Annotated in this window: 18 protein-coding genes; 10 read left to right on the forward strand and 8 right to left on the reverse strand. The window is 44.1% G+C overall.

Features of this window, described 5'->3' with window-relative positions:
* Complete coding sequence (locus tag R8269_RS11295) at positions 1–213, reverse strand: DUF1656 domain-containing protein (protein ID WP_005377106.1); 213 nt, start codon at positions 211–213, stop codon at positions 1–3.
* Between the two features lie 426 nt (positions 214–639).
* On the opposite strand from R8269_RS11295, the gene aspT reads away from it, so the two are divergent.
* From aspT to R8269_RS11325, 6 genes are all read left to right on the forward strand, one after another.
* Complete coding sequence (gene aspT, locus R8269_RS11300; RefSeq protein WP_258476791.1) at positions 640–2,355, forward strand: aspartate-alanine antiporter; 1,716 nt, start codon at positions 640–642, stop codon at positions 2,353–2,355.
* A gap of 95 nt (positions 2,356–2,450) precedes the next feature.
* The gene (locus tag R8269_RS11305) at positions 2,451–4,046 is read left to right on the forward strand and encodes a bifunctional aspartate transaminase/aspartate 4-decarboxylase (protein ID WP_054579569.1); all 1,596 of its coding nucleotides are present in this window, start codon (positions 2,451–2,453) and stop codon (positions 4,044–4,046) included.
* A gap of 125 nt (positions 4,047–4,171) precedes the next feature.
* On the forward strand, positions 4,172–5,029 hold the full coding sequence (gene pdxY, locus R8269_RS11310) for a pyridoxal kinase PdxY (protein WP_054579568.1): 858 nt from the start codon (positions 4,172–4,174) through the stop codon (positions 5,027–5,029).
* A 210-nt stretch (positions 5,030–5,239) separates the two neighbouring features.
* Positions 5,240–6,409: a patatin-like phospholipase family protein gene (locus R8269_RS11315; protein WP_054579567.1), complete on the forward strand. Its 1,170-nt coding sequence runs from the start codon at positions 5,240–5,242 to the stop codon at positions 6,407–6,409.
* A 17-nt stretch (positions 6,410–6,426) separates the two neighbouring features.
* Entirely contained in the window at positions 6,427–6,855 is a 429-nt protein-coding gene (locus R8269_RS11320; protein WP_047102715.1) for a hypothetical protein, read from the forward strand.
* 143 nt (positions 6,856–6,998) lie between these two features.
* On the forward strand, positions 6,999–7,907 hold the full coding sequence (locus R8269_RS11325) for a LysR family transcriptional regulator (RefSeq protein ID WP_033906183.1): 909 nt from the start codon (positions 6,999–7,001) through the stop codon (positions 7,905–7,907).
* Between the two features lie 287 nt (positions 7,908–8,194).
* Here R8269_RS11325 and R8269_RS11330 read toward each other — a convergent pair whose 3' ends face one another.
* From R8269_RS11330 to R8269_RS11350, 5 genes are all read right to left on the reverse strand, one after another.
* On the reverse strand, positions 8,195–9,346 hold the full coding sequence (locus R8269_RS11330; protein WP_005377120.1) for an ABC transporter permease: 1,152 nt from the start codon (positions 9,344–9,346) through the stop codon (positions 8,195–8,197).
* Entirely contained in the window at positions 9,343–10,509 is a 1,167-nt protein-coding gene (locus R8269_RS11335) for an ABC transporter permease (RefSeq protein WP_031778953.1), read from the reverse strand. The genes R8269_RS11330 and R8269_RS11335 overlap by 4 nt, the downstream gene beginning before the upstream one ends.
* Positions 10,510–10,531: 22 nt before the next feature.
* Positions 10,532–11,512 (reverse strand): HlyD family secretion protein, encoded by a 981-nt coding sequence (locus R8269_RS11340; RefSeq protein WP_005377122.1) that lies wholly within the window; start codon positions 11,510–11,512, stop codon positions 10,532–10,534.
* 3 nt (positions 11,513–11,515) lie between these two features.
* Complete coding sequence (locus R8269_RS11345; protein WP_053306992.1) at positions 11,516–12,931, reverse strand: TolC family protein; 1,416 nt, start codon at positions 12,929–12,931, stop codon at positions 11,516–11,518.
* A 130-nt stretch (positions 12,932–13,061) separates the two neighbouring features.
* Entirely contained in the window at positions 13,062–13,289 is a 228-nt protein-coding gene (locus R8269_RS11350) for a hypothetical protein (protein ID WP_005377125.1), read from the reverse strand.
* A gap of 476 nt (positions 13,290–13,765) precedes the next feature.
* Between R8269_RS11350 and R8269_RS11355 the strand changes: the two genes are divergently transcribed.
* Both R8269_RS11355 and R8269_RS11360 read left to right on the forward strand, forming a co-directional pair.
* A complete protein-coding gene (locus R8269_RS11355) occupies positions 13,766–15,385 on the forward strand; it encodes a sensor histidine kinase (RefSeq protein WP_258476788.1) in 1,620 nt (539 codons plus the stop codon).
* Positions 15,382–16,068, forward strand: coding sequence for a response regulator (locus R8269_RS11360; protein WP_017634565.1), 687 nt, complete (start codon positions 15,382–15,384; stop codon positions 16,066–16,068). Before R8269_RS11355 ends, R8269_RS11360 begins: the two co-directional genes overlap by 4 nt.
* A 91-nt stretch (positions 16,069–16,159) precedes the next feature.
* Here the strand turns inward: R8269_RS11360 and R8269_RS11365 are convergent, their stop codons facing one another.
* Positions 16,160–18,295 carry a TonB-dependent siderophore receptor gene (locus R8269_RS11365; RefSeq protein ID WP_104979271.1) on the reverse strand — a complete coding sequence of 712 codons (2,136 nt, stop codon included), beginning with the start codon at positions 18,293–18,295 and terminating at the stop codon, positions 16,160–16,162.
* A gap of 99 nt (positions 18,296–18,394) precedes the next feature.
* Positions 18,395–19,360, reverse strand: a complete 966-nt coding sequence (locus R8269_RS11370) for a helix-turn-helix domain-containing protein (protein ID WP_238969908.1) — start codon at positions 19,358–19,360, stop codon at positions 18,395–18,397.
* 537 nt (positions 19,361–19,897) lie between these two features.
* Here R8269_RS11370 and zwf point away from each other — a divergent pair.
* Both zwf and pgl read left to right on the forward strand, forming a co-directional pair.
* Positions 19,898–21,400, forward strand: a complete 1,503-nt coding sequence (zwf, locus tag R8269_RS11375; protein WP_258476805.1) for a glucose-6-phosphate dehydrogenase — start codon at positions 19,898–19,900, stop codon at positions 21,398–21,400.
* Positions 21,397–22,113, forward strand: a complete 717-nt coding sequence (pgl, locus tag R8269_RS11380; protein ID WP_258476783.1) for a 6-phosphogluconolactonase — start codon at positions 21,397–21,399, stop codon at positions 22,111–22,113. Before zwf ends, pgl begins: the two co-directional genes overlap by 4 nt.
* Positions 22,114–22,117 lie beyond the last annotated feature (4 nt).

The following is a 22,117-nucleotide window of genomic DNA, read 5'->3' on the forward strand; positions in this document are numbered from 1 at the left end:
TCAAAATATGGTAATGAATCGACCAATAACGCCAGTAAAAATCACAATTAGGCTTAGCTCAGCGAGCGCAGGAAATGCAACGTATTTGTGGAGTCCCAGTTTTGTTGCAACGGTTCCAACCAAAATGGTGAGCATGTAAGCCAATGCAATAACCAGCAACAAGGGAGGGAAGTAAACTTCGCCCCACACAAGTTCATGTGGCATTGAGTTCATGGTGTTTTTCTCTATTAACTTGATGAATGTAAAGATAAGGCAAGTGATGGCATCAGTGATAATCGCTTTTGTAGGATCTAATCCATCAAGAGAAAGGTGTTATGCGCTATATAGAGGGAATAGCGCAACAAAGTAGCTTTTTGGACAGTGAAAATAAAAATAAATTTATTTTCCAATTTATTTGATGTTCATTTCAGACCACTAAGTTATTAAATTTTCGACAATTATTGTTCAATGTTTGCGTTTGAATATGCGAAGTGATGGTTTCATCCTTCAAATGGGATTACGAGTTGTGAGGTTTTGTTTCTAATATTCGCTTCGAAGCAAACGAGATGCTTTTTAAATTAAATAATCCAACAAATATGAGTGACAGATTATTCGTTAGATTATTTGAGGTTTATATTTATTAGTAAGAGTAAAATTGTCATGGAAATTATTTCTAACCTTTTTGACATGGCACCATTTGTTGCTCTCTTTATTACGCTCTCTCTCGGTTATATGGTAGGTAAAATTACCATTGGTCGATTTGTTCTTGGCGGTGTTGCGGGAACATTATTAATGGGTGTAATTATTGGGCAATTTGGTGTTCATATTGATCCCGGCGTAAAAAGCATTTTCTTTGCGCTCTTTATTTACGCAGTAGGGTATCAAGGTGGTGCGCAGTTCTTTAAAGCATTGAACTTTAGAACCATCAACATTCTACTTTCTGCTGTAGTGATGACGGTTTCTGGCCTGCTTTGTGTACTAGCAGCAGCTTGGATGTTTGATCTAGACAGAGGTACGGCAGCAGGCCTTGCAGCTGGTGGTTTGACTCAATCGGCAATCATCGGTACAGCGGGTGATGCGATCGCACGTCTTGGTGGTGTGACAGAAGAAGCGAAGCACCTAATGCAGACCAACGTCGCAGTAGGCTACGCGGTTACGTACATCTTTGGTTCGCTTGGTCCAATTCTGATGGTGACATGGGTATTCCCAACACTGATGAAGTGGGATATCCGAGCAGAAGCGATTGCGCTAGAAGAGAAAAATTCAAATGGTAAGCGTGATTTAGCGCCGGGTGAGTTCAACGCTATCACAGCGCTGGTTACACGAGCATTTAAAGTGAGCAAAGATGGTGGGCTAGCAGGCAAAACCTTAGCTCAGTTAAACCAACACGCTCTAGCTGCTTGTATTGAATTGATTCAACGTGATGGCAAAGTGCTAGAAGTGGACAAATTCACAGCACTGAAAGAAGGGGATGTCATTGTTGTAACTGGTCGTCGTAATGCGGTACATAAGCTGCAAGATGGTTTGGCTGACAACGAGATTGCACTTCCAGAAGGCTATGAAGTTACTGAAGAAAACCGTCAACTGATCGCAGACAACCGCAAACTGATTGGTAAGTCGCTGCAAGAGATTAAAGAGGCTTCGAACCAAGGCTCTATGCGCGGTATTTATGTGACAGACTATATTCGTGAAGGCAACTCAATTGAAATGACGCCGGATCTTGTGGTGAAGAAAAACGACGTCATCCAGCTTACAGGTACCGCAAAAGATATCAATCGCGTTGAGAAAAACATTGGTCAGCGAATGGGCTCAGCAAACGTGACTGACTTAATCGTGCTTGGTATGGGCATGGTGGTGGGCCTATTAATTGGTCTAATCAGTTTTAAGATTGCTGGTATTCCCGTCACTATCGGTTCTGGTGCAGGTTGTTTGATCTCAGGTTTGATCGTCGGTTGGTTGCGTAGCCGCAATCCGCATGTTGCTCAGTTTCCTGTGGGTGCCGCGAACTTTATTCGAGATTTCGGTTTGGCAGCATTTGTAGGCATTGTTGGCCTTGAGGCTGGGCCTCAAGCGGTCGACACCATCAAAGAACACGGTATGTCTCTGTTGTTCCTTGGCATGGGTGTAACGATTATCCCTCAGATTATTTCGTTCTTCTTCTCATATTTTGTATTGAAGATTAAGAACCCGGTTGAAGCACTTGGCTGTGTGACAGGTGGACGAAGTGCGAACCCAGCATTCGCGGCTTTAATGGAAAAAACAGGTAACGCAACGCCAGTATTCTCATTCACTGTGACTTATGCAGTCGCCAATGTCCTGCTTACCCTATGGGGTCCAATTATTGTCGGCATTATTACTTTAAACGCAGGCATGTAATTTAAATAAATTCGAACACGCTTATCGCCTAATTAAATAGGCGGTAGGGGAAGTATTATCCAAATTTTACTAAATAATAGATTCAGGTAAATATTATGACTACGCAAAACACAACAATTGATTTTTCAAAATTTGCAGATTTAAGCCCATTTGAATTAAAAGATAAACTAATTGAAGTGGCACAAACTGTTCCTGACCGCGCGTTATTAGATGCAGGTCGTGGTAATCCTAATTTTCTTGCGACACTACCACGTAAAGCGTTCATTCGTTTGGGTGAGTTCGCAATATTGGAAGCCGAGCGCACTTATTCATACCTAGATGGTGGTTTCGGTGGCATTCCAGATGGTGTGGGCATTGTTGAACGCTTCGATACGTTTGCAAGCAAGAATAAACAAGACCAAGGCGTACAGTTCTTGGAAAAGTCGCTGAGCTACGTAAAAGACCGTTTGGGTCTAGAGAAACAAGCATTCTTGAATGAACTGGTTAACGCATACCTTGCATGTAACTACCCAGTGCCACCACGTATGTTGACGAACATCGAAACCGTTGTGAAGCAATACATTGCAGAAGAGATGTACGGCCCAATGCCAATGACAACAGACTTCGATCTGTTTGCAACGGAAGGCGGTACGGCGTCTATGACGTACACCTTCCAAACTATGTTCAACAACGGTCTATTGAAGAAAGGTGACAAGGTTGCGCTAATCACTCCAATCTTTACGCCTTACCTAGAGATTCCAGAACTGAGTGAATACGAACTGGAAATCGTTGAACTACGTCTGGATGAGACAACATGGCAACTGCCGATGTCTGAAATCGAAAAGCTTGCAGATACAGGCATCAAACTGCTTTGTGTTGTTAACCCGGCAAACCCAGCGTCTGTGAAGTTCTCGGATGAGACTCTGGATAACCTATCAAATTTTGTGAACAACGAACGTAGCGACCTGTTCATTGTGACTGACGATGTATACGGCACATTTGCGGACGACTTTGTCTCACTGTTTGCAAAACTGCCATACAACACGCTTTGTGTGTATTCGTTCTCTAAGTACTTCGGTGCAACAGGCTGGCGTTTAGGCTCGATTGCGATTCAACACAACAACGTGTTTGACGATGCAATGCGTAGCCTTCCTGAAGTGCGTCAACTTGAGTTGGACGATCGTTACAAAACGCTGACTCCGGAACCTCGTGAGATCAAGTTTATTGACCGTATCGTTGCCGACAGCCGTAGCGTAGCGCTTAACCACACAGCAGGTTTGTCGCTTCCTCAACAAGTTCAAATGGCGCTGTTCTCATTGAATTGTCTGATGGACTCAGAGAAAAACTACAAAGAAGCATGTAAACGCATCATTCGCGAGCGTTACAAAACTCTGTACAAAAACATGGGTGTAGAAATTGAAGAAAACAAAGATCGTGTGGACTACTACACACTGCTTGAGCTCGACACTCTGGGCGGCAAATTGTACGGACCAGCATTCGTTGAATGGTTCAAAGCGAGCGAGAAGGGCAAAGACTTCCTGTTCCGCCTTGCACATGAAACCGGCGTTATCCTACTTCCAGGCCAAGGCTTCGATGTAGTGCATGCATCAGTTCGAGTTTCGCTAGCAAACCTTACTCACCACGAATACGAGCTTATCGGTCGTGCAACACGCAAAGTGTTGGATGAGTACTTTGCTGAATTCAAAGGCTAATGAATCCAGCCTGATTAAGAATAAGCCTCGGCGTTGTCGAGGCTATTCCGACCAAATAAGCACAGTGCGCGGCATTGTGTTTATTTAGTCGCCAAGCTAACAAACTTCTCAATTAAGAGTGACTTATGAAAAGCATTATTTCTATTCAATCTCATGTGGTTTATGGCCACGCAGGAAACAGTTCTGCCGTCTTCCCGATGCAGAGAATGGGCCTCGAAGTCTGGCCAATTCACACGGTTCAGTTTTCAAATCACACTCAGTACCAGCAAGGTTGGACTGGACAGAAGTTTGGGGCAGATGAAATTCATTCTCTAATGAGAGGCTTAGATAACATTGAGAAGTTAGGCGAATGTGGCGCGATACTGTCCGGTTATCAAGGAAGCGCAGAGCAATGTCGAGCGGTGGCCGAAGCGGTAAGTTTAGTCAAATCGCGTAACCATAGTGCACTTTATGTGTGTGACCCAGTTATGGGTGATCCAGACAAAGGTTGCATTGTGGCAGACGGTGTCAAAGAAGCGATAAGCCATAGCTTGTTGCCAATCGCTGATGTGATTGTTCCTAACCAGTTTGAACTGAGCGAGTTAACAGGTGTGAAAATTAACTCTCTTTATGATGCGGTCACTGCATGTAAAAAAACCCTAGAGCTGGGACCGAAAATGGTATTGGTGAAACACCTGCATGCACTAACAGATGACGCCTTCAGTATGATCTTAGCGACACCGAAAGCGTGTTATTTAGCTCAGCGTCCAAGTATTGATTTTGACCAGCAACCCGTCGGTGTCGGTGATTTGATTTCTGCGATTTTTACTTCTTGTTTGGTGAAGAAGATGTCTCCTGTCGCAGCCTTTCGTCATACACATAACGCCGTTTACGGTGTATTGGAGATCACCAAAGGCTATGGCACATGGGAGCTACAGACGATCAATGCCCAATACGAATTTGTCGAACCGACGCATGAGTTCAACGTCGTGAAAATTGCTTAGCGCAGTACCTAATTAACGGAGAAGCGTAAAGTTAGCATATAGAAACTTGGCATAATTGCTTTGATGGATAGCATCCTACAATCGCGATTATGGGGTTTAACCGTGCCTAGCTATAGTAACTCCACACAACGAAACGGACTTCATTTTGACCCAATTAACTTCAAACTGAGTCTCTGGTCATACGCCAGAGAACATTAAATGAGACTGATTATGAATCGTTTAATTTCCTCTGGTGTGACGGTTGTACTTTCGCTGCTGATAGTAGCTTGTAGTTCACCCCATACGCTGGATGTTCGTGTTTCTCAAAGCAACTATAAAGATGTCGAGATCGCGAGCTCAACACCAAATGAGCCACTTCGAATGTGGGCCAATGAAGCGCCGGATTTTCTCTACTCAGCGCACAATCAAACCACACCGATCAAAGTAGAGGGTGAACAGCTCAATATTTTGGCCTTATCGGGTGGTGGCGTAAACGGCGCATACGGGGCCGGCGTTTTGATGGGGCTACAGGAAAAGGGGGAGCTAAAAGATTATGCCATCATTACTGGAGTCAGTGCTGGTGCCCTAATCGCTCCTTTTGTTTTCATTGGCGGTGATGCGATGCCAAAGATGAAAGAAGTCATGCTCAACATCAATGATAAGAATATTTTGGGTAAGAAGAACTTCTTAAATACCCTGTTTAAGGACGCGTTTACCGATGGTGAGAACCTCTATGATTTCATCGCAGACGCTTACCCTGAGCCCATGATCGAGGCGATGGCGCAGCAACACCGCAATGGTAAACGCCTCTTTATTGGCAGTACCCATTTTGATTCAGGCGAACTGGTGATTTGGAATATTGGTGCGATTGCGAACAGTGATTTAGCGGACAAATCTGAACTGATTTACAAGGTGCTTGCTGCGAGCGCATCGATCCCTGGTGTTTTCCCTCCACAATTTATCGATGTTGAACATGATGGAGAAACTCTTGAGGAGTTACACGTAGATGGTGGTCTCGCAGCGCAGGTGTTCTTTAATCCGTCTAACTTCAACTATCAACAAATCTCAGATGCTTTGGGGTTAGAAAAAGCGCCTCAGTTGGATGTGATTCGCAATGGTGCGTTAAAAGCGCCGTATCGTCCACTAAAAGACAAAGGTTTGGACTTGGTATCGAAAAGTGTCTCAAGCCTTACGCTAGCGCAAACTCGTGGTGATCTCTATCGAATGAAATACATCAGTGAAATCAACGATATCGAGATGCAGTTTACCTACATTGATCAAGATTTCAGATACGCCAAAGTAACGAAAGATATGTTCGATCACCGCTACTTGCTGACGATTTACGAATATGGATTCAAAAAAGCCACCCAAGGGCAACTTTGGGTAACTGAACTCCCTTAATACAGGAAAACGATACAATGAAAAAAGCCGTTCTTACACTCATGATGCTTACCGCTTCCGCGACTGCATTCGCCCAAAGTGGAGCCCATCTTGACCAGCAAAAAGTGGATAGTGATATGCAGCAACTGTCTGCAATCAAAGAAGAAGGTGCAGCCTTTATTATGATTGACGAGAACTCGAGTTACGTGGCGGTCGAGTTCGTGGGAAAGTGGGAAGAGATCAACAACTATGTGTCACACAAAGAAGCGAAACAACGTAAATTGGAAAAAGTGAACAAGCAGTTCGTGTACTCTCAGGTCGGTGAAACGTTGGAGTCACTTGAGCAAAAAGTCGTTGACCACATTTACGCTGATCAACCTAAATATTTCAGTGTCGATGTCTACCGTGATTACCATGGTGACTCAGGAGAATTCAACTATTTAGCTCGTGTCGTTGAGTACAACTAAGTGAGAGAAAACCTACTGACGCTAGTAGGTTTTTTTTGTGTCGTCGAGAAGGAATTCAAACGCAGATTGTTACCGTTACCAAGTAGCAATTCTACGATCTTGTGGTAATTTAATTAGATAACTCTAAAAAGTAAGCACAACCTATGAATTTTAGTTTTGAACAACTTCTCGCGTTCGTAACCGTTTATGAACAGCTTTCGTTTAGTAAGGCGGCGGTCAAACTCAATAAGCACCGAACCACAATAGGGCAGGTGATTACCAATCTTGAAGACCAACTGGCGGTCAACCTGTTTGAGCGAGTGGGGCGCTCGGTAGAACCGACAGAAGATGGCCACCATCTGTACCACTATGCTAAGCAAACCATCGAACAGGCTCGTACTTTCGATAAAGTCGCACTGAGTCTTTCTTACGGTGGATTAGAGAATGTTAGTATCGCCTATTCAAGCGCTATACCACACCGTTTTCTTGTATTGCTTCGTATTCAATTAGCGGCAGATTTTCCGATGATGCGAGTTAACTTTCTTGTTCGTAATCGCAACGAAATTAAAGAGGGTTTACAGAATGGTGAGTATCAATTCGGTATTGTCAATGTGCATGATAGTCGAGCAATACATAGTCTGGATGCGACGTTTTTAGGTCATTTTGAATTTGTTCCTTTCGTCCAGAAAGGTGGTGAACTCGCTTCTGTTGCACCAGATCGAGTATTGACAGCCTTGAGGAATAGTAAACAATTTGTATTGCGGTCTCTTATTGAAGAGGGAATGGGCGAAAAAGTCATCGTAAGTTCGAACCATGAAGAGGTCGACCAATTGGCCCTTGTAGTGAAAATGGTTGAAGCAGGTTTAGGATGGGCGATTCTCCCCAGAACGTTTGCCCATTCGGAGTTTTCTAATAATCATATAGAGCCAGTGGAAGCTTCTGAATTATTGGAAGGTTTTAAGTTTGGTTTTGGCCTATGGTGCCAACCATCTAAGCAAGTCGGTGATGTAAAAAATTCAATCATGAAGGTCGTTACAGAATACCGAGAGAAAATAATCCGTGATATGACTTAGCGGCGACATGTATCCTGCTCATCCCTCTCAACAACAAGACTCAATGTGAGTCTTGTTTTTTTTGTGTCTGAAAAACGTTATCGTTCTAGCGAAGAGCTAATGTCTATTGGAAGGATATAACCCTCTATATGAGAGTATGGAGTCCATACTTTTTGGCTTAATCTAACCTCGCTCAATGGGTAAGCCCAGAGCAAAAAGTGTTTTTACCATATGTCCGCTGCAAGGACGCAGATTTTCAGCCGGGTTTAGTTACCCGGCTTTTTTTATAGTAATAAAAATGCCAGCTATCACCCCAAGCTCTCTGTTACAACTGGCTTGTTACTTCGCTTAGCAATCCAGTACGCAACGCTACCCCAAAGCACGGTGAGTGCCCAAAGTGCTGTCCAATGTGGAGCGACTTGTTGCCAGGTTGCCCCCATTTGGTTTAGCGCTAAGAAAGCTTTGATCGCCCAAGTGCTTGGGCTTAAATCAGCAATCCATAGTAAGGGAGTAGGTATGGCTTCAATCGGCCAAATAAAACCAGCCAAGAAAATGAGCGGCATAGAGCTCACTAAGACGACTAAGGTGACAAGTTCACGCCGAGGTAATAAGTAACCTAGCCAGAAGCCTAGTCCGCAACAACCTAAAAAGAACGGGAACAACATAGCCAGCAATTCGCCCGCATTGGCGATATGGTTTACGTTTAAACGTTCGAAGCTAAAACCAAAATAATAGGCGCCGAGTAAATAATAAATTGCCACAAATACTAACGTTCTCACAAGCAGCAGCGATCCCGTTGATACTTGTGACCAATAGCCACGACCATGACGCTGTGTTCCCGTTTGTAATCCAACCGCCATGATCAACGTTTGTTGTAAAATCAGAACAAATACTGCCGGCACTACGTATTCGATGTAACCCATGGTTGGGTTGAACGTTGGTTTCATATTAAGCTTAATAGCAGAGTAATTATGGCTAGCCATACTCATGGGCACACCATCTATCACCATTTTACTGACTTTCACTTGGGCCCCTAATGTGCCTCCAGCTTGGGCCAATCCTTCTACCACGGTTCCGTACACGAGAAAATACGAGGCGTCCGCAGCGTAGACCAGAGTCGGGCTTTTACCTAGCATTAGGTCTTTGTAAAAGTGTTCTGGTATGACTAAAAAACCGGTGATCTCTCGTTGTAAAAATGCTTGCTTTGCATCGGCAATCGTATGAAGTCGAGTGACTACGTTGACTTGCGGAGTGGCATCAACCATACGTTCTAGCTTTAAACTCGTCTGACTACCATCTAGATTAACAATCGCGATTGGTTGTTCACGAGGCGTTTGTTGTGCATAAGGCAAAGGGTATAAAAACGAGTAAAATACGACACCACCAAACACGGTCAACGTAACGACTGGATTGGTTAGAACGGCCTTAAGTTCCGCTTTAATCAGTTGCCACAATGTCATACCGCCTCCTTCGCTTGGCGTGTTGATGAAGCTGTTCGATGTTTACCCATCAAGGCTGCGGTAATGAGCAGGGGCACAACGTAACCAATCATAGGCCATAGCGAGCTTAAAGATTGTGCGGCCGATGCTCCATAGCTTGCTTGACTCACTTGTACTTCAATGTAATGGGTAATCGGCAATAATGAACGCCATGCATAAGCGAGCGTGTTCATGTCAGAAACTGGGAATGTAATTCCCATGAACGCGAAGCTTGGAGCCGTAAATGCGCCAGCAAAACTCATCGCACGTGCAGGATCCATCGACAAGAAGAAGAACAACGCTCCCATAATGATACAGGCGATAACCGTCGCCAATTGTGCTAATAGCATAACCACAAAACTGCCTTCCATTGGCCAATCAAGCACGGAATAAAACCAGTACAAGAACAACGCACCTTGCGCCATAAAGACCGGAATGTACTGACTTAATAGGGTAGTGAGCCTGGCGTATGGCTTTTCGCCCAAAAATGCAAAGCTATTCTTTCCACCATAAATGCGAAAGTGCGCGGCAAGAATCAAAATAGTGCTTACTACAATACATATTTGCCAAATGGCTGGCACGATAGCCGTTACCAAAAATTGTGCGTAGTTATTGTTACGGTTAAATAATGCGGTTATTTGTGTCGACACGGGTACAGCCTGTCCAGCCGCTGCTAACGTTGTGGTGTTACCCTTAGCCAAGTTGCCCATTACTTCAACCTGAGCGTCGAAATAGCCTTGTGCTTGCGCAACGGCAGAGTTGATCAGTTTCGCTACCAAAATGTACTGACTGTTGTAAAAGACAGAAAGTTGAGGTTGGCGGTGCTGGAGAATATCTTGGTCGAACTTAGATGGGATGACCGCGTAAGCGTAGATATCGCCTTCAATCATCGCATTTTTTGCTTCGCTTGCACTGGCGTAATGATAGTTAACAGCCAGACTCGACGACGCATCCAAAGATTGAATGAGCTTTCGAGAAAGTTGGGAATGTTGTAGATCAACCACACCGATTGGCAGATCCCGGGCAATGCCCGCAGAGAACACTCCCCAAATCATCAGCGCGAGCAAAATCGGTATCCAAGTAAGGCACGAAAGCAACCACTTGTCTCGTCGTAAGATATGCCGCTGTGAAATCTTAATCGTCATAGCATTAACCTAGTGGTTGTGATTAAAGTTCAACGACAACACTCATTCCCATACGCAGTTCAGGTTCGGGTTGAGCTGGACGAGCTTCTACTTCAAAGGTACGAAGATCAAAACCTTGAGAAGCATCGGTTGCTCTCCACGTTGCAAAGTCACCCATAACGGCAACATGCGTTACTTTGAACTCAACATTTTTGTTTAAGGCAGGCAAATAGGCATCAAAGGTTGCTCCTTTTTTAAAGTGTTGAAGGTAATCTTCACGCACATTAAGTGTCGCCCAGGCATCTTCTGTATCTATCACAGTAACAACCGGGAAGCCCTGAGGTGCTAATTCACCACTTTGAAGTAGAACTTGAGAGACTTCGCCGTCAAACCAGCTGTAGATCTGAGTATCTTTCGCGTACGCTTCTACTTCGGCTACGGCACCTGATGCCATGCGCGCTTTTTCCGCCGCAGCCACTTTGGTTTCACTTCTAGCGCCTTCTTTTGCCATTTCGTACATTTGAAACGCGGCACTTTCTGTGTATTTCGCTGCTTGCCACTGAGTTAAAGCTTCATCGCGTTTTTGTTCTGCAACCACGCCATCGTTATAAAGGTTATTCACACGATTGTAGGTTTTTTCCATTAAATTCGCAGCGGCTTTGGCTTTCATCCACTGATCTTTTGCTGCTTGGATTTGTTGCTCACGTGCGCCTTTCTCAGCTTCTTGAGCTAAGGCGTCCGCCGCTTTTTCACCTGCTTTTGCTTGTTCTAACTTCGCTTCAATTTCAGGACTATGAAGGGTAAAAATAAGCTGACCTTTCTCTACATCGTCGCCTTTACGTACCATGACCTCATCAATACGCCCTGGGACTTTTGAGGAAATGCTGTATTGCTGGGCTTCAATTAATCCCTGTAAGCGGATCGGTTCCGGTTGATAGGCTTGGTAAAATTGATACCCAACCCAAGAGGCAACACCCAAAGCACAAAGTGAGAGTAAAACGGGTTTTAGTGATTTAGCTGCCATGATTTATTTCACCTCTTTGGATGTTGAAGCAGGGATATAAGCGGTATTTTGATATTGTTCGAAGCTGTTCATTTCACTGCTCAATGCGAGTAGCTTGGTTAAAGATATTAAATAGCGGAAACGCGCCGCTGAACGTTGTGTTTCTATACTCGCGACATAAAGTTGTGCATCCACAACATCCAGAGAAGACGACAGACCCTGAGTAAATGCTTTTTCACGCAAGCGCAGGTTTTCGTTAGCGAGTTCAATGCTAGATGCGAGCCCTTGTACTTCATCAATGGCTTGCTGAGCCTCCAAGTATGTCTTTTGGACTAACAGCGATAAGTCTTGTTTGGCTTGGGACTTTAATGAGTCGACCTGCGAGACGACGCTTTGAGCGGCTTTGACTTTTTCGCTTCGCCCTGATGATTCAATCAGTGGAATGCTGACACCAACACCAACTAACCAGTCAGGCTTCATTTGGCTTGCGAGAGAATCGTCTTCATACAAGCTGTAGTCGCCGTAAAGATAAACTTCAGGGTAGTATTTCCCTTTTTCTGCTTTGATTAAGCTAGAGGCTTGTTTGTGTTTAGCGCTCAGAAGTTCTAACCCCGGATAGGTAAGCAGCGTTTGATCGACAAAAGCGCTAAGAGGGGGAAGACTGTCGTTGATAAACAAAGATTCAGCGGGCTCTACGGCATCATCTTGCGCGAGTAATTTACCTAATGCAGCCTGAGCGATACTCAAATCGCTGGCTGCTTTACGTGTTTCTACAGATGCTTTATCTAAAGAAGCCTCGGCTTGCAGGCGCTCAACGTGCGCGATTTGTCCTTGCTCTTCAAGCTTAATGGCAAAATCTCGATGCTTTTTTAGCCCAGCTTCAACCGCTTGCCGCGTTGCGAGTACTTCCTTTGCCAGTACGACAGAAAAGTAGTACTTCGATAAATCTTCAAAACGCGCTTGTTGTTCCATTAAAAGCTGACTTTTCGCCTCATCCGTTTTGCCTTCTGCTGCTGATTGAGCCGCAGAAATTCTACCACCAGTAAAAATTGGCCAAATGGCACGAATAGACGAAGAGAAAATATCGCGCTCGGTTATGGTCGAAGTGGTATTAGCTAAGGCACCAAAAATAGGCTGAAAAGCAGGAGGTACGTTAATGTGTGCTCCTGTGCTGTCTAGAATCTGTTTTCCCGAAAGCGTGATATCGGTATCTAAACGCGTGTAATTCGCGCCAATGGTAACTTGAGGTAAGTTGAGATTGCTGGTGGCACTCTCTTGGTATTGGTAGTTCTCGACGTTTGAGCGTTGAGCTTTAAGAGAATAGTTGTTTTCTAGCAATAGCTGCCATGCGGTATCAAAAGTGATCGGTGCCGCATGACAGGCAAGGGAAATCGAGCTGCTAAGTAAGCCCAGTATCCAAAACTTTCCTGTTTTTTTCATAATGGCTGCTTTGTCGTAGAGTATTAGCTCTAATATAAAGGATTCGTAACTGCGTGTTAAGTAGGAGGGAAAATTGGGCAGTAGTATGCGCCCAGTTATATTTGTGCTGGGCGCGGGAGATGTTACAAATTTATTTCGTATATGGACAGTGAAACTCCGCTCTCCACTCGAGCTGACGAGAACCTCGCATCGTATTCAATAGATCTTTTCCACTCATTTGAGGGAACGATAACAGGACTTTGAGATCAGAAGTACCGCCTCCGTTTTTTTCATAAGCCCTGACGTGTGTAAATGTTGAATACATATTCTCTGACAGCATCGCCTTATTCAGGCATATTCCAAAGGTATCGCGTTCCATGTTTGGTGTTCCTTCTAACTATAAATGCACCTCTGTTTATAGTTTTCCAGTTTTCAGATGGTGTCTAAGTGTTTGTCATGTAGTCAGTATTTGTGTTTTGTTTTATTTTTGTCCAAACCACTGACATCAATGTTGAGCTTTTAATAGACTTCCAGCTTCACTGCTTTCAAACCGAAACTCTCATTGGTTTCGTTGATTAAAAATTATACGTTGTAAAGTCTAAAAACGCCTCAAAAACCGCTAAAATCGATGTGATCGCGATCATGATTTTAAGGGCAATTTATGTATGGAATTGAGTATCAGAGAGGAATGCTAAATTTGGTGAATGGTTGTAATTTTATGTTTCAGCTCGTCGATTAATTAACCGTAAACTCTGCGGTTTGTTTGCCTTCCTCACAGATTTATCACCACGACAACGTCATGCTGTTAACTGAGTGTTAACGTTACGCTCAAGAGTGAATCACAAGGATGTATCAATGAGTTGGAAAACCATCAGCTTTCGTAAGCGGATGCTCATTATCATGACGCTATCGGGGTTGATAGAGCTGTTATTGCTTGTCGCCGCGGGGTTCACTTATCTCAAAATCAATCAAGAGCAAGAAATGGGAGAAAAAGCACTGGGTGTTGCCCGTTTTTTAGCGGACTCAGCGGTTGTTCGTGAAATGATCGAAACCCAAAACCCCCAGCCATACCAACTTCGCTTTAGAGAATTAACCGAAGCCATAGGTGCTGCATTCATCGTTATTGGCGACCATAAGGGAGTACGCTTAATCCACCCTGTTGATGAGCGGTTGGGCAAGCCAATGAGAGGTGGCGACAATCGTCGAGCGCTAGAACAGGGGTTGTCTTATGTTTCGACGGCACAGGGCTCGTTAGGTTATTCAGTTCGTGGTAAAGCTGCGATTTTTGACGAGCAAGGGAACATCATTGGTGTGGTTTCGGTTGGCTATTTGCTCGACCGACTGCAAGACCGCATCGAACCATTTTTGGCCTTTTTGATTTTAATGGTCATCGTAGTTGTCGTCGCTAATGCCATTGTATCCAATTATGCGTCGAGAAAGTTTCAGCGCGCCATTTTAGGCTTTGAGCCTGAAGAAATAGGGCGGTTGTACGGCGAATTAGAAGTGACGATGAGCACCATCAAAGAGGGCGTGTTAAGCATTGATGCCCAAGGGATACTTCGCTCGATAAATCGTAGTGCCTGCCAGATTCTCGGTATTGATAGAGAATCAGCGCTCAATAAACCTTTGACTGATACGCTGCGTGATAGCGATCTATATACAGTGTTAGAAAGCGGGCAGGAAGATCATGATATTGAAATATTCCTTAATCATAAGCGCCTGATTGCAAATCGCTCTCCAATTTATGTTGATGGAAAAATCGTGGGGGCGGTATCGAGTTTCCGTTTAAGGGATGAAATCAATGATCTAACCGAGCAGCTATCACAAACCAAGGAATATGCAGATTTGTTACGTTCGCAGACCCATGAGCATCGCAATAAGCTCAACACCATTAGTGGGCTAGTACAAATGGGTGAACTTGATGCGGTGCAAAAGTTAATTGGACAAGAAACAGCACACTATCAAGCAATGATTGAGTTTTTAAGAGATACCGTTAAGGACCCGCTAATTGCAGGTATGTTGCTTGGAAAAACTGAACGTGCTCGCGAGTTAGGCTTACAACTGGTGGTTGAGGAAGGCAGTCGTCTGGAGCCCCTGCCTGAGTGGCTAAATTCGGAAGAACTAGTCACAATTTTGGGTAATTTGATTGATAACGCTTTCGATGCCACGTTAACTTCAATTCGCGATGAATCAAATGTTGCGTCAGAACGCAGAAACATTGATGTGTCCGTTAGCGATTACGGAAATGAAGTGATACTTGAGGTGATAGATCATGGCTGTGGCCTCCCAAAAACAATGGATCCACAAACATTATTTACAAAAGGCGTTTCGACGAAATCTCGTCAAAATCGAGGTGTTGGGTTACACCTTGTCAATCAGCTTGCTACTCGATATCACGGCCATGTTGAGATGATACCCAATACAAATTATGGGACAAGAATAACGGTGTACTTACCCAAGGAAGAACAATTATGAGTATGGCGACTCGCGTAATGATCATTGAAGATGATCTGGCTATTGCTGAGCTGCACCACAAATACTTAAGCCAACTGACAGGTTTGGAAGTGGTTGGAATTGCGACCACGAGAATGGAAGCAGAAATGCAACTCGACATTCTTAAGCCAGATTTACTATTGATGGATGTCTATCTTCCCGATGGCACAGGGCTTGAGATACTAAATACACTGCGTGCAAGTAACCAAACGTGTGATGTCATTTTGATTACAGCCGCAAGGGATGTCGATACATTACAACAGGCGATGAGGGGTGGCGTTGTCGATTACCTGTTAAAACCAGTGATGTTTCCACGCTTAGATGCCGCACTGAAAAAGTATGTGTCCCAACGCCAACAACTAGACATCGTAGAGAGTTTGGATCAGAACCTCGTTGATAAAATGCTGCAGTCTCACGCCAATCAAGACAACTTGCCGAACCGATTACCAAAAGGGATTGATGGTGTAACCCTAGACAAGATCAGAGAGTTGTTCCCAAATGGCAGTGTGCTGACCGCTGATGAGGCAGGCGAAAAGATCGGCGCGAGCCGAACAACGGCGAGGCGCTATTTGGAGTATCTTATCAGCACTGGTGAACTAGAGGCTGATTTAAACTATGGCTCTGTTGGTAGGCCAGAAAGGTGCTATAAAAAAGTGACACGGTAGCGTTTATATTGATGCTCTATGCAAAATAAAAAGCGATGGCTTGTTGTAGAAACCATCGCTTTACAAATTACTGCTGTTCCGTTCTAAGAGGTTAGAAGTTGTATTCTAACTTCGCTTCGATAGAGCGCTCAGCGCCAAACCAACAGTTATTTTTGTCGTAACAAGAATAGTATTCTTTATCGAATAGATTGCTTGCAGAAAGCGTGACGCTAGCCCCTTTCATTGATTCAGATACCGTTGAGAAATCGTAACTTGCTGCTAAATCAAACAAGGTGTAGTCCGGTACTTTTTGACTATTCTGTGCATCAATTTGTGCTTCCCCGACATAGCGAACGCCAGCACTGGTACGAAGGCCTGAAAGATTTCCTTCAAAGAAGTAATTGGCCCATAGAGAGGCCGTTTGCTCAGGTACCCAAACCGGCGTTTTACCTTCTTGGTTGTAATAACTGTCCTCGGTAATCTCCATATCGGTATATGTATAGCCTAGAGTGAAATCAGCTTGTGCTGTGGCTTGCCATTTTGCCTCAAGTTCAATACCTTGTGATACCACTTCGCCCGCTTGATAGTTTGGTGCATATGGATTATTCGGATCGGTCAAGATCGCGTTTTTCTTCGTAATATGGAAGAGTGCTAAGTTACCTGAGATATCACCAGATAATGGGGCGTATTTAAAGCCTAACTCCCATTGATGACCGGTTGATGGCTCAAATGCTTTACCAGAAGAGTCGGCACCCGCAATTGGCTCAAAACTTTCCGAGTAAGTAAGATATGGCGAGAGACCAAAGTCTAGCTCATACAAACCACCGACTCGGAAAGATACGTTGGTATCGTCTAACTCTTCCTTGCTGTTGGATACTGCTCCTAGATAATCGCTAACGGCGTCTGTATTTGAATCGTATTTATCCCAACGAAGACCTGCAATCATTACAAGTTGGTCGTAACGAACTTGATCTTGGAAATAAACGCCAATCTGCTTCGTTTTGATATCTAAGTTTTGTTTGTATTGGAAATTCAGTGCATTACGATCAATGCTGTTGTGGTCAGGATTAAAAATGTCCTGAGTTAGCGAATACCCAAGCGTGTCTTTGTATTTTACATCTGAATCTAGATACTGATAATCAAGCCCGAACAATAAGTTATGTTCAAAATTTCCTGTTTTAACGTAGCCAGATAGTTGGTTGTCAATCACAAAGGATTTGGACTTTTCATCGGTTAAATAGGCATTTCGACCAACGGTACGGTTATCCGCTTCAAGTGCACCGTTATATGTGTTTTCCTGATAGGCATCGGCGGTCATGTAGCGGGCATTCTGTAGAAATTGCCAATTGTTGTTAAAGTCGTGTTGGACTTTGTAACCCATCATCAGAACTTCGCGTTCGTAAGTGTTCCAGTCCTCATCCCCCAAATAAGTGCTTGGTGACATCGAGCCAAGTGGGTTTTTAATCACTGAGCCAGACGCAGGCACAGTCGTGTAGATACCTGCTGATGGATCATTTTGATAGTAAACATTCACGTTCACTAATGTGCTTTCTGTCGCTTGCCAATTGAAAGATGGGGCGAGTACATAACGTTCATCTTCAGACGTATCGGCTTGACCATCTCGCTGTTTTGCCAGGCCGACGATACGGTAATCCACATTAGAATCACCAATTTGTCCTGTGGTGTCGAACGTCAGTTCTTTTAGGCTGTTAGTCCCTGTACTAATCGAGACAGAGTGCGAGGGTGTTGACTGAGGCGCTTTGGCGATAATGTTGACCATACCTCCTGGTGGAATATTGCCGTAAAGAACAGACGTTGGCCCTTTAAAAACCTCGATTTGCTCAAGAGCAACGGAATCGACCTGCGGTTGAAGGTTCCAACCGTTGTACAGCAAAGGAAGACCATCATAAAAGTTGGTGTAGTTAATAAAACCACGAATATTGAATAGGTCAAGTCGGGAAACGGCACCACCACGCAATTCTGTATTTACGCCAGGCGCATAACGCAATGCTTCGCTCACCGAGTTTACGCCGCGTAGGTCCATGTCATCTTTAGTGATTACCGTGATCGCTTGCGGTGTTTCCTCCGGTTCTAAAACGGTTTTAGTTGCGGTGTTTCGGTATGTTTCTCCTAGCACCGTAATCGTTTCGTGTTGGAATACGCTCTCAGTCGCATTGGCGTGGCCAGCGAGCAATGCGGATACGACGATAGCAACCGCTGAACGATGAAATCGAATCGGACTTTCCATATTTATAAATTCCACTACTTTTTCTATTTATTGATAATGATTGTTATTTGTATTCTATATTCAAAGAAATAGGAAAAGTTAACAATTTGGTGCAAAACACTAATCTTTGGAACGTATTCTTCTGTTCTTAGGTTTTAAAGATAGCGCGTCGTTTGGCTCGACAGGAATCCAATACTGCATTTGTGCTTGTTCGCTATCAACATCATAACCTTCTGGATAAAGCTCTAACTCATAACCATCGATAGCATGATAATTAGAGTAGGGTAGCCAATGTAAAATAAACCATTCCAGCGTTGAGGCGAGCTCTGATGCTTTGCCTATGTGTGTAATGACGGCGTAGGTTTGCTCAGGAACAGCCAAGAGGTCTAACCCCGAGTTGGAAGAGTTCGTTGATCTTGATGCGTTTACTGTTGGACTACACTCATAACCTGCCCAGTACTCAAGTTGTTGGTTGTTTGAATACGCTTGCGTCACATCAATCACGCCAAAGTAAGTACTTTCCGAATTATTAAGGTTTTCAGATGAATAAAGACGTGACCAAAGTGACGGTACTTTGGATTGGAAATCGGGCGTAGCAGAAAACAATCCGTGAATAGGTTCATGATAACCAGCAAGTTCAAAAGCCGGTTTTGTTTCTATTCGAACTTCAATAAAGCGCTGATGTTTTTTCTCTTCTTTTGGTGTCTTACGCAGCGTCAAAGGTTGTCTCAACCCGGAGAGTTGTTGCGTTTTTCGATATTCACGGGGGCTTTTTGAAAACATATTCCTGAACGCTCGGCTAAATGCGTGTTCAGATGTAAATCCCATTTCTATCGCTATATCTAACGAGCGGTCAGAAGTATGGATTAAGCGCTCAGCCGCAAGGCTAAGTTTAAGCTCTCTGATATAGTGAGCGACGGATACGCCAGTGTGTTGTTGAAATACGCGTTGCAGTTGCCAGCGCGACCAACAACTTGCTTTTGATATTTCATCTACGCTCAGAGTGCTGTCTAAGTTGGTGTGAATGTAGTCAAGCACCGATTGTATTCGGTTAATGGGATGTGGGTTAATGGCGCTTGATTTCATGGCGTTCTACTTTCACATTAATAGTGATTTCATTATCTTTAATTGAGTATCATTATCAATAGGATGATGAAATAAAAAGTAAGTAACACAGATCACGATAAAACTGTAATGGATTGCAAGTATGAGTAATTTTTACCCATATTAGAGTTTTTGCTTAAATTTTGGAGCGTTCAGATGAAACTTTTTTTATCAATAAAATACAATCGCTTATGACGTTTTGTGCAACTTATTTAAACGTTTGCACTGGCAAGTGTTGATGTAAATCAAATAGTCGTAGACAATATCGCCCCGTGTCGGACTCTCCTCCAGCGAGTACAGTGTGTACTTTTGAGACATAAGTGACTTAAATGACCTCAATACGTCGTGTTTCCAAGAATCGGAAATGCAACTTCTTAAGGTTCTTTGGGCCCATAGACTTTACCTATCAACGTAATAGGTAAGACCAATTTTCTATTTTGAGGTGCCATTGATAGGGTTGGCTCATTCTCTAGCCGTATCCGGGCACACAATAAGTACCTCGTTTTTAAGGGAAAGATGATGGTAATACCAGAAAACAGCAGCATCGTTATTTTTGGTGCTTCAGGTGACCTTACGTACCGTAAGCTCATTCCTGCTTTATACCACCTCTACGCGAACAAGCAGCTTCCAGAGAATTTTGCCATTCTGGGTGTAAGTCGCACTGAATACAGTGATGAGTCTTACCGCGCGAAGCTGAAAAAATCGCTTCAGGAAATGGAAAATACTGAGCCAGAAACGCTTGATGCATTTATTAACCATCTGCACTACCAAGCAATTAATACTTCTGACACACAAGATTACGGTAAGCTATCTTCTCGCTTAGACCAACTTGCGGACGAATATCAATTCGAGCAACGCAATACGCTTTTTTACTTAGCAACCCCACCAAGTTTATACAGTGTGATCCCTGCAAGTCTTGCAGCACATGGTCTTAACACTGAAGAGGATGGCTGGAAACGCCTGATCATTGAGAAACCATTCGGCTATGATCTTGAATCGGCGCGTATTCTGGACAAAGAAATTCACGAGCACTTCCAAGAGCATCAAATCTACCGAATTGACCATTACTTAGGTAAAGAAACGGTACAAAACCTACTTGTGCTTCGTTTCTCTAATGCGATGTTTGAGCCGCTTTGGAACCGTAACTTCATTGATTACGTTGAAATCACAGGCGCAGAATTCCTTGGCGTAGAGGAGCGTGGTGGTTACTACGACAACTCTGGCGCTGTGCGCGACATGTTCCAAAACCACTTGCTACAAGTATTAGCAATGGTAGGTATGGAACCACCAGCGCAAATCAATGCAGACTCGATGCGTGATGAAGTGGTAAAAGTGCTTCAATGCTTAAAGCCATTAGACGAAAACGCTCTGCGCAACGACCTAGTGTTAGGCCAATACACGGCGTCTGAAGTTCGTGGGCAAAGCCTACGCGGCTACCGTGAAGAGCCGGGAGTTGCAGACGATTCTCGTACAGAGACTTACATCGGTTTGAAAGCGTACATCAACAACTGGCGTTGGAATGGCGTGCCATTTTACGTGCGTACTGGTAAGCGTCTTCCAACACGCGTTACTGAGGTGGTTATCCACTTTAAACAAACACCGCATCCTGTGTTTGGTCAAAACGCACCAGAAAACAAGCTGATCATTCGTATTCAACCAGACGAAGGCATTCAAATGAGCTTTGGCTTGAAAGAGCCAGGCGCAGGCTTTGAAGCGAAGGAAGTGAAAATGAACTTCCATTACGCTGACTTGCAAGAAACGCAAATGCTAACGGCATACGAGCGCCTTCTACTTGATGCTTTGAATGGTGATGCTACGCTATTTGCACGTAGTGATGCGGTGGAAGCGTGCTGGCAATACGTACAGCCAATCTTAGATTTTAAGCAAGATCCACAATCCCTCTTCGGGTACGCATGCGGCACTTGGGGACCTAAAGAGTCAGATGACTTGTTACAGCGTGATGGCCGCGCTTGGCGTTTCCCATGTAAAAACTTAACAGATACGGATTACTGTGAACTATGATCAACCATAAGATCTACCAAACAGCAGAACAGGTAGTTGAAAGCCTAGCTAACGATATGAAAGCGTTTAGCGAAATGGGCAGACCTGTTCACATCTCTCTTTCTGGCGGCAGCACTCCTAAAATGCTGTTTAAACTACTGGCTTCAGAGGCTTACGCAACCTCCATTCAATGGGAAAACCTCCACTTTTGGTGGGGTGACGAACGTTGTGTTGCCCCTGACGATGCAGAAAGCAACTACGGTGAAGCGAACACGTTGTTGTTTAGCCAAGTAAATATTCCTGCAGAAAACATTCACCGCATCCGTGGCGAAGAGGAGCCTAAAGCAGAAGCCGAGCGCTTTGCAAAAGAGATGGCAGAGGTAATCCCGAATGAAAACGGCACACCTGTGTTTGACTGGATCTTATTAGGCGTTGGTGCAGATGGTCATACAGCTTCTCTGTTCCCTGACCAAACGAATTATGATGATGCGAACCTATCTCTTGTGGCGTCGCATCCTGAATCGGGCCAACTTCGTGTGTCGAAAACCGCACGCGTATTAGAAGCAGCGAAACGCATTAGTTACTTAGTGCTTGGTGCAGGAAAAGCGGACATTGTTGAAGAAATTAACAGTTCACCAGCACACGCACTGCCATACCCAGCGGCTAAGATTCAAGCGAAATCGGGCCTAACGGAATGGTATTTAGATTTAGACGCGGCAGCAAAAATTGCTTAAGACG

Source organism: Vibrio sp. Vb0667 (assembly GCF_033391095.1).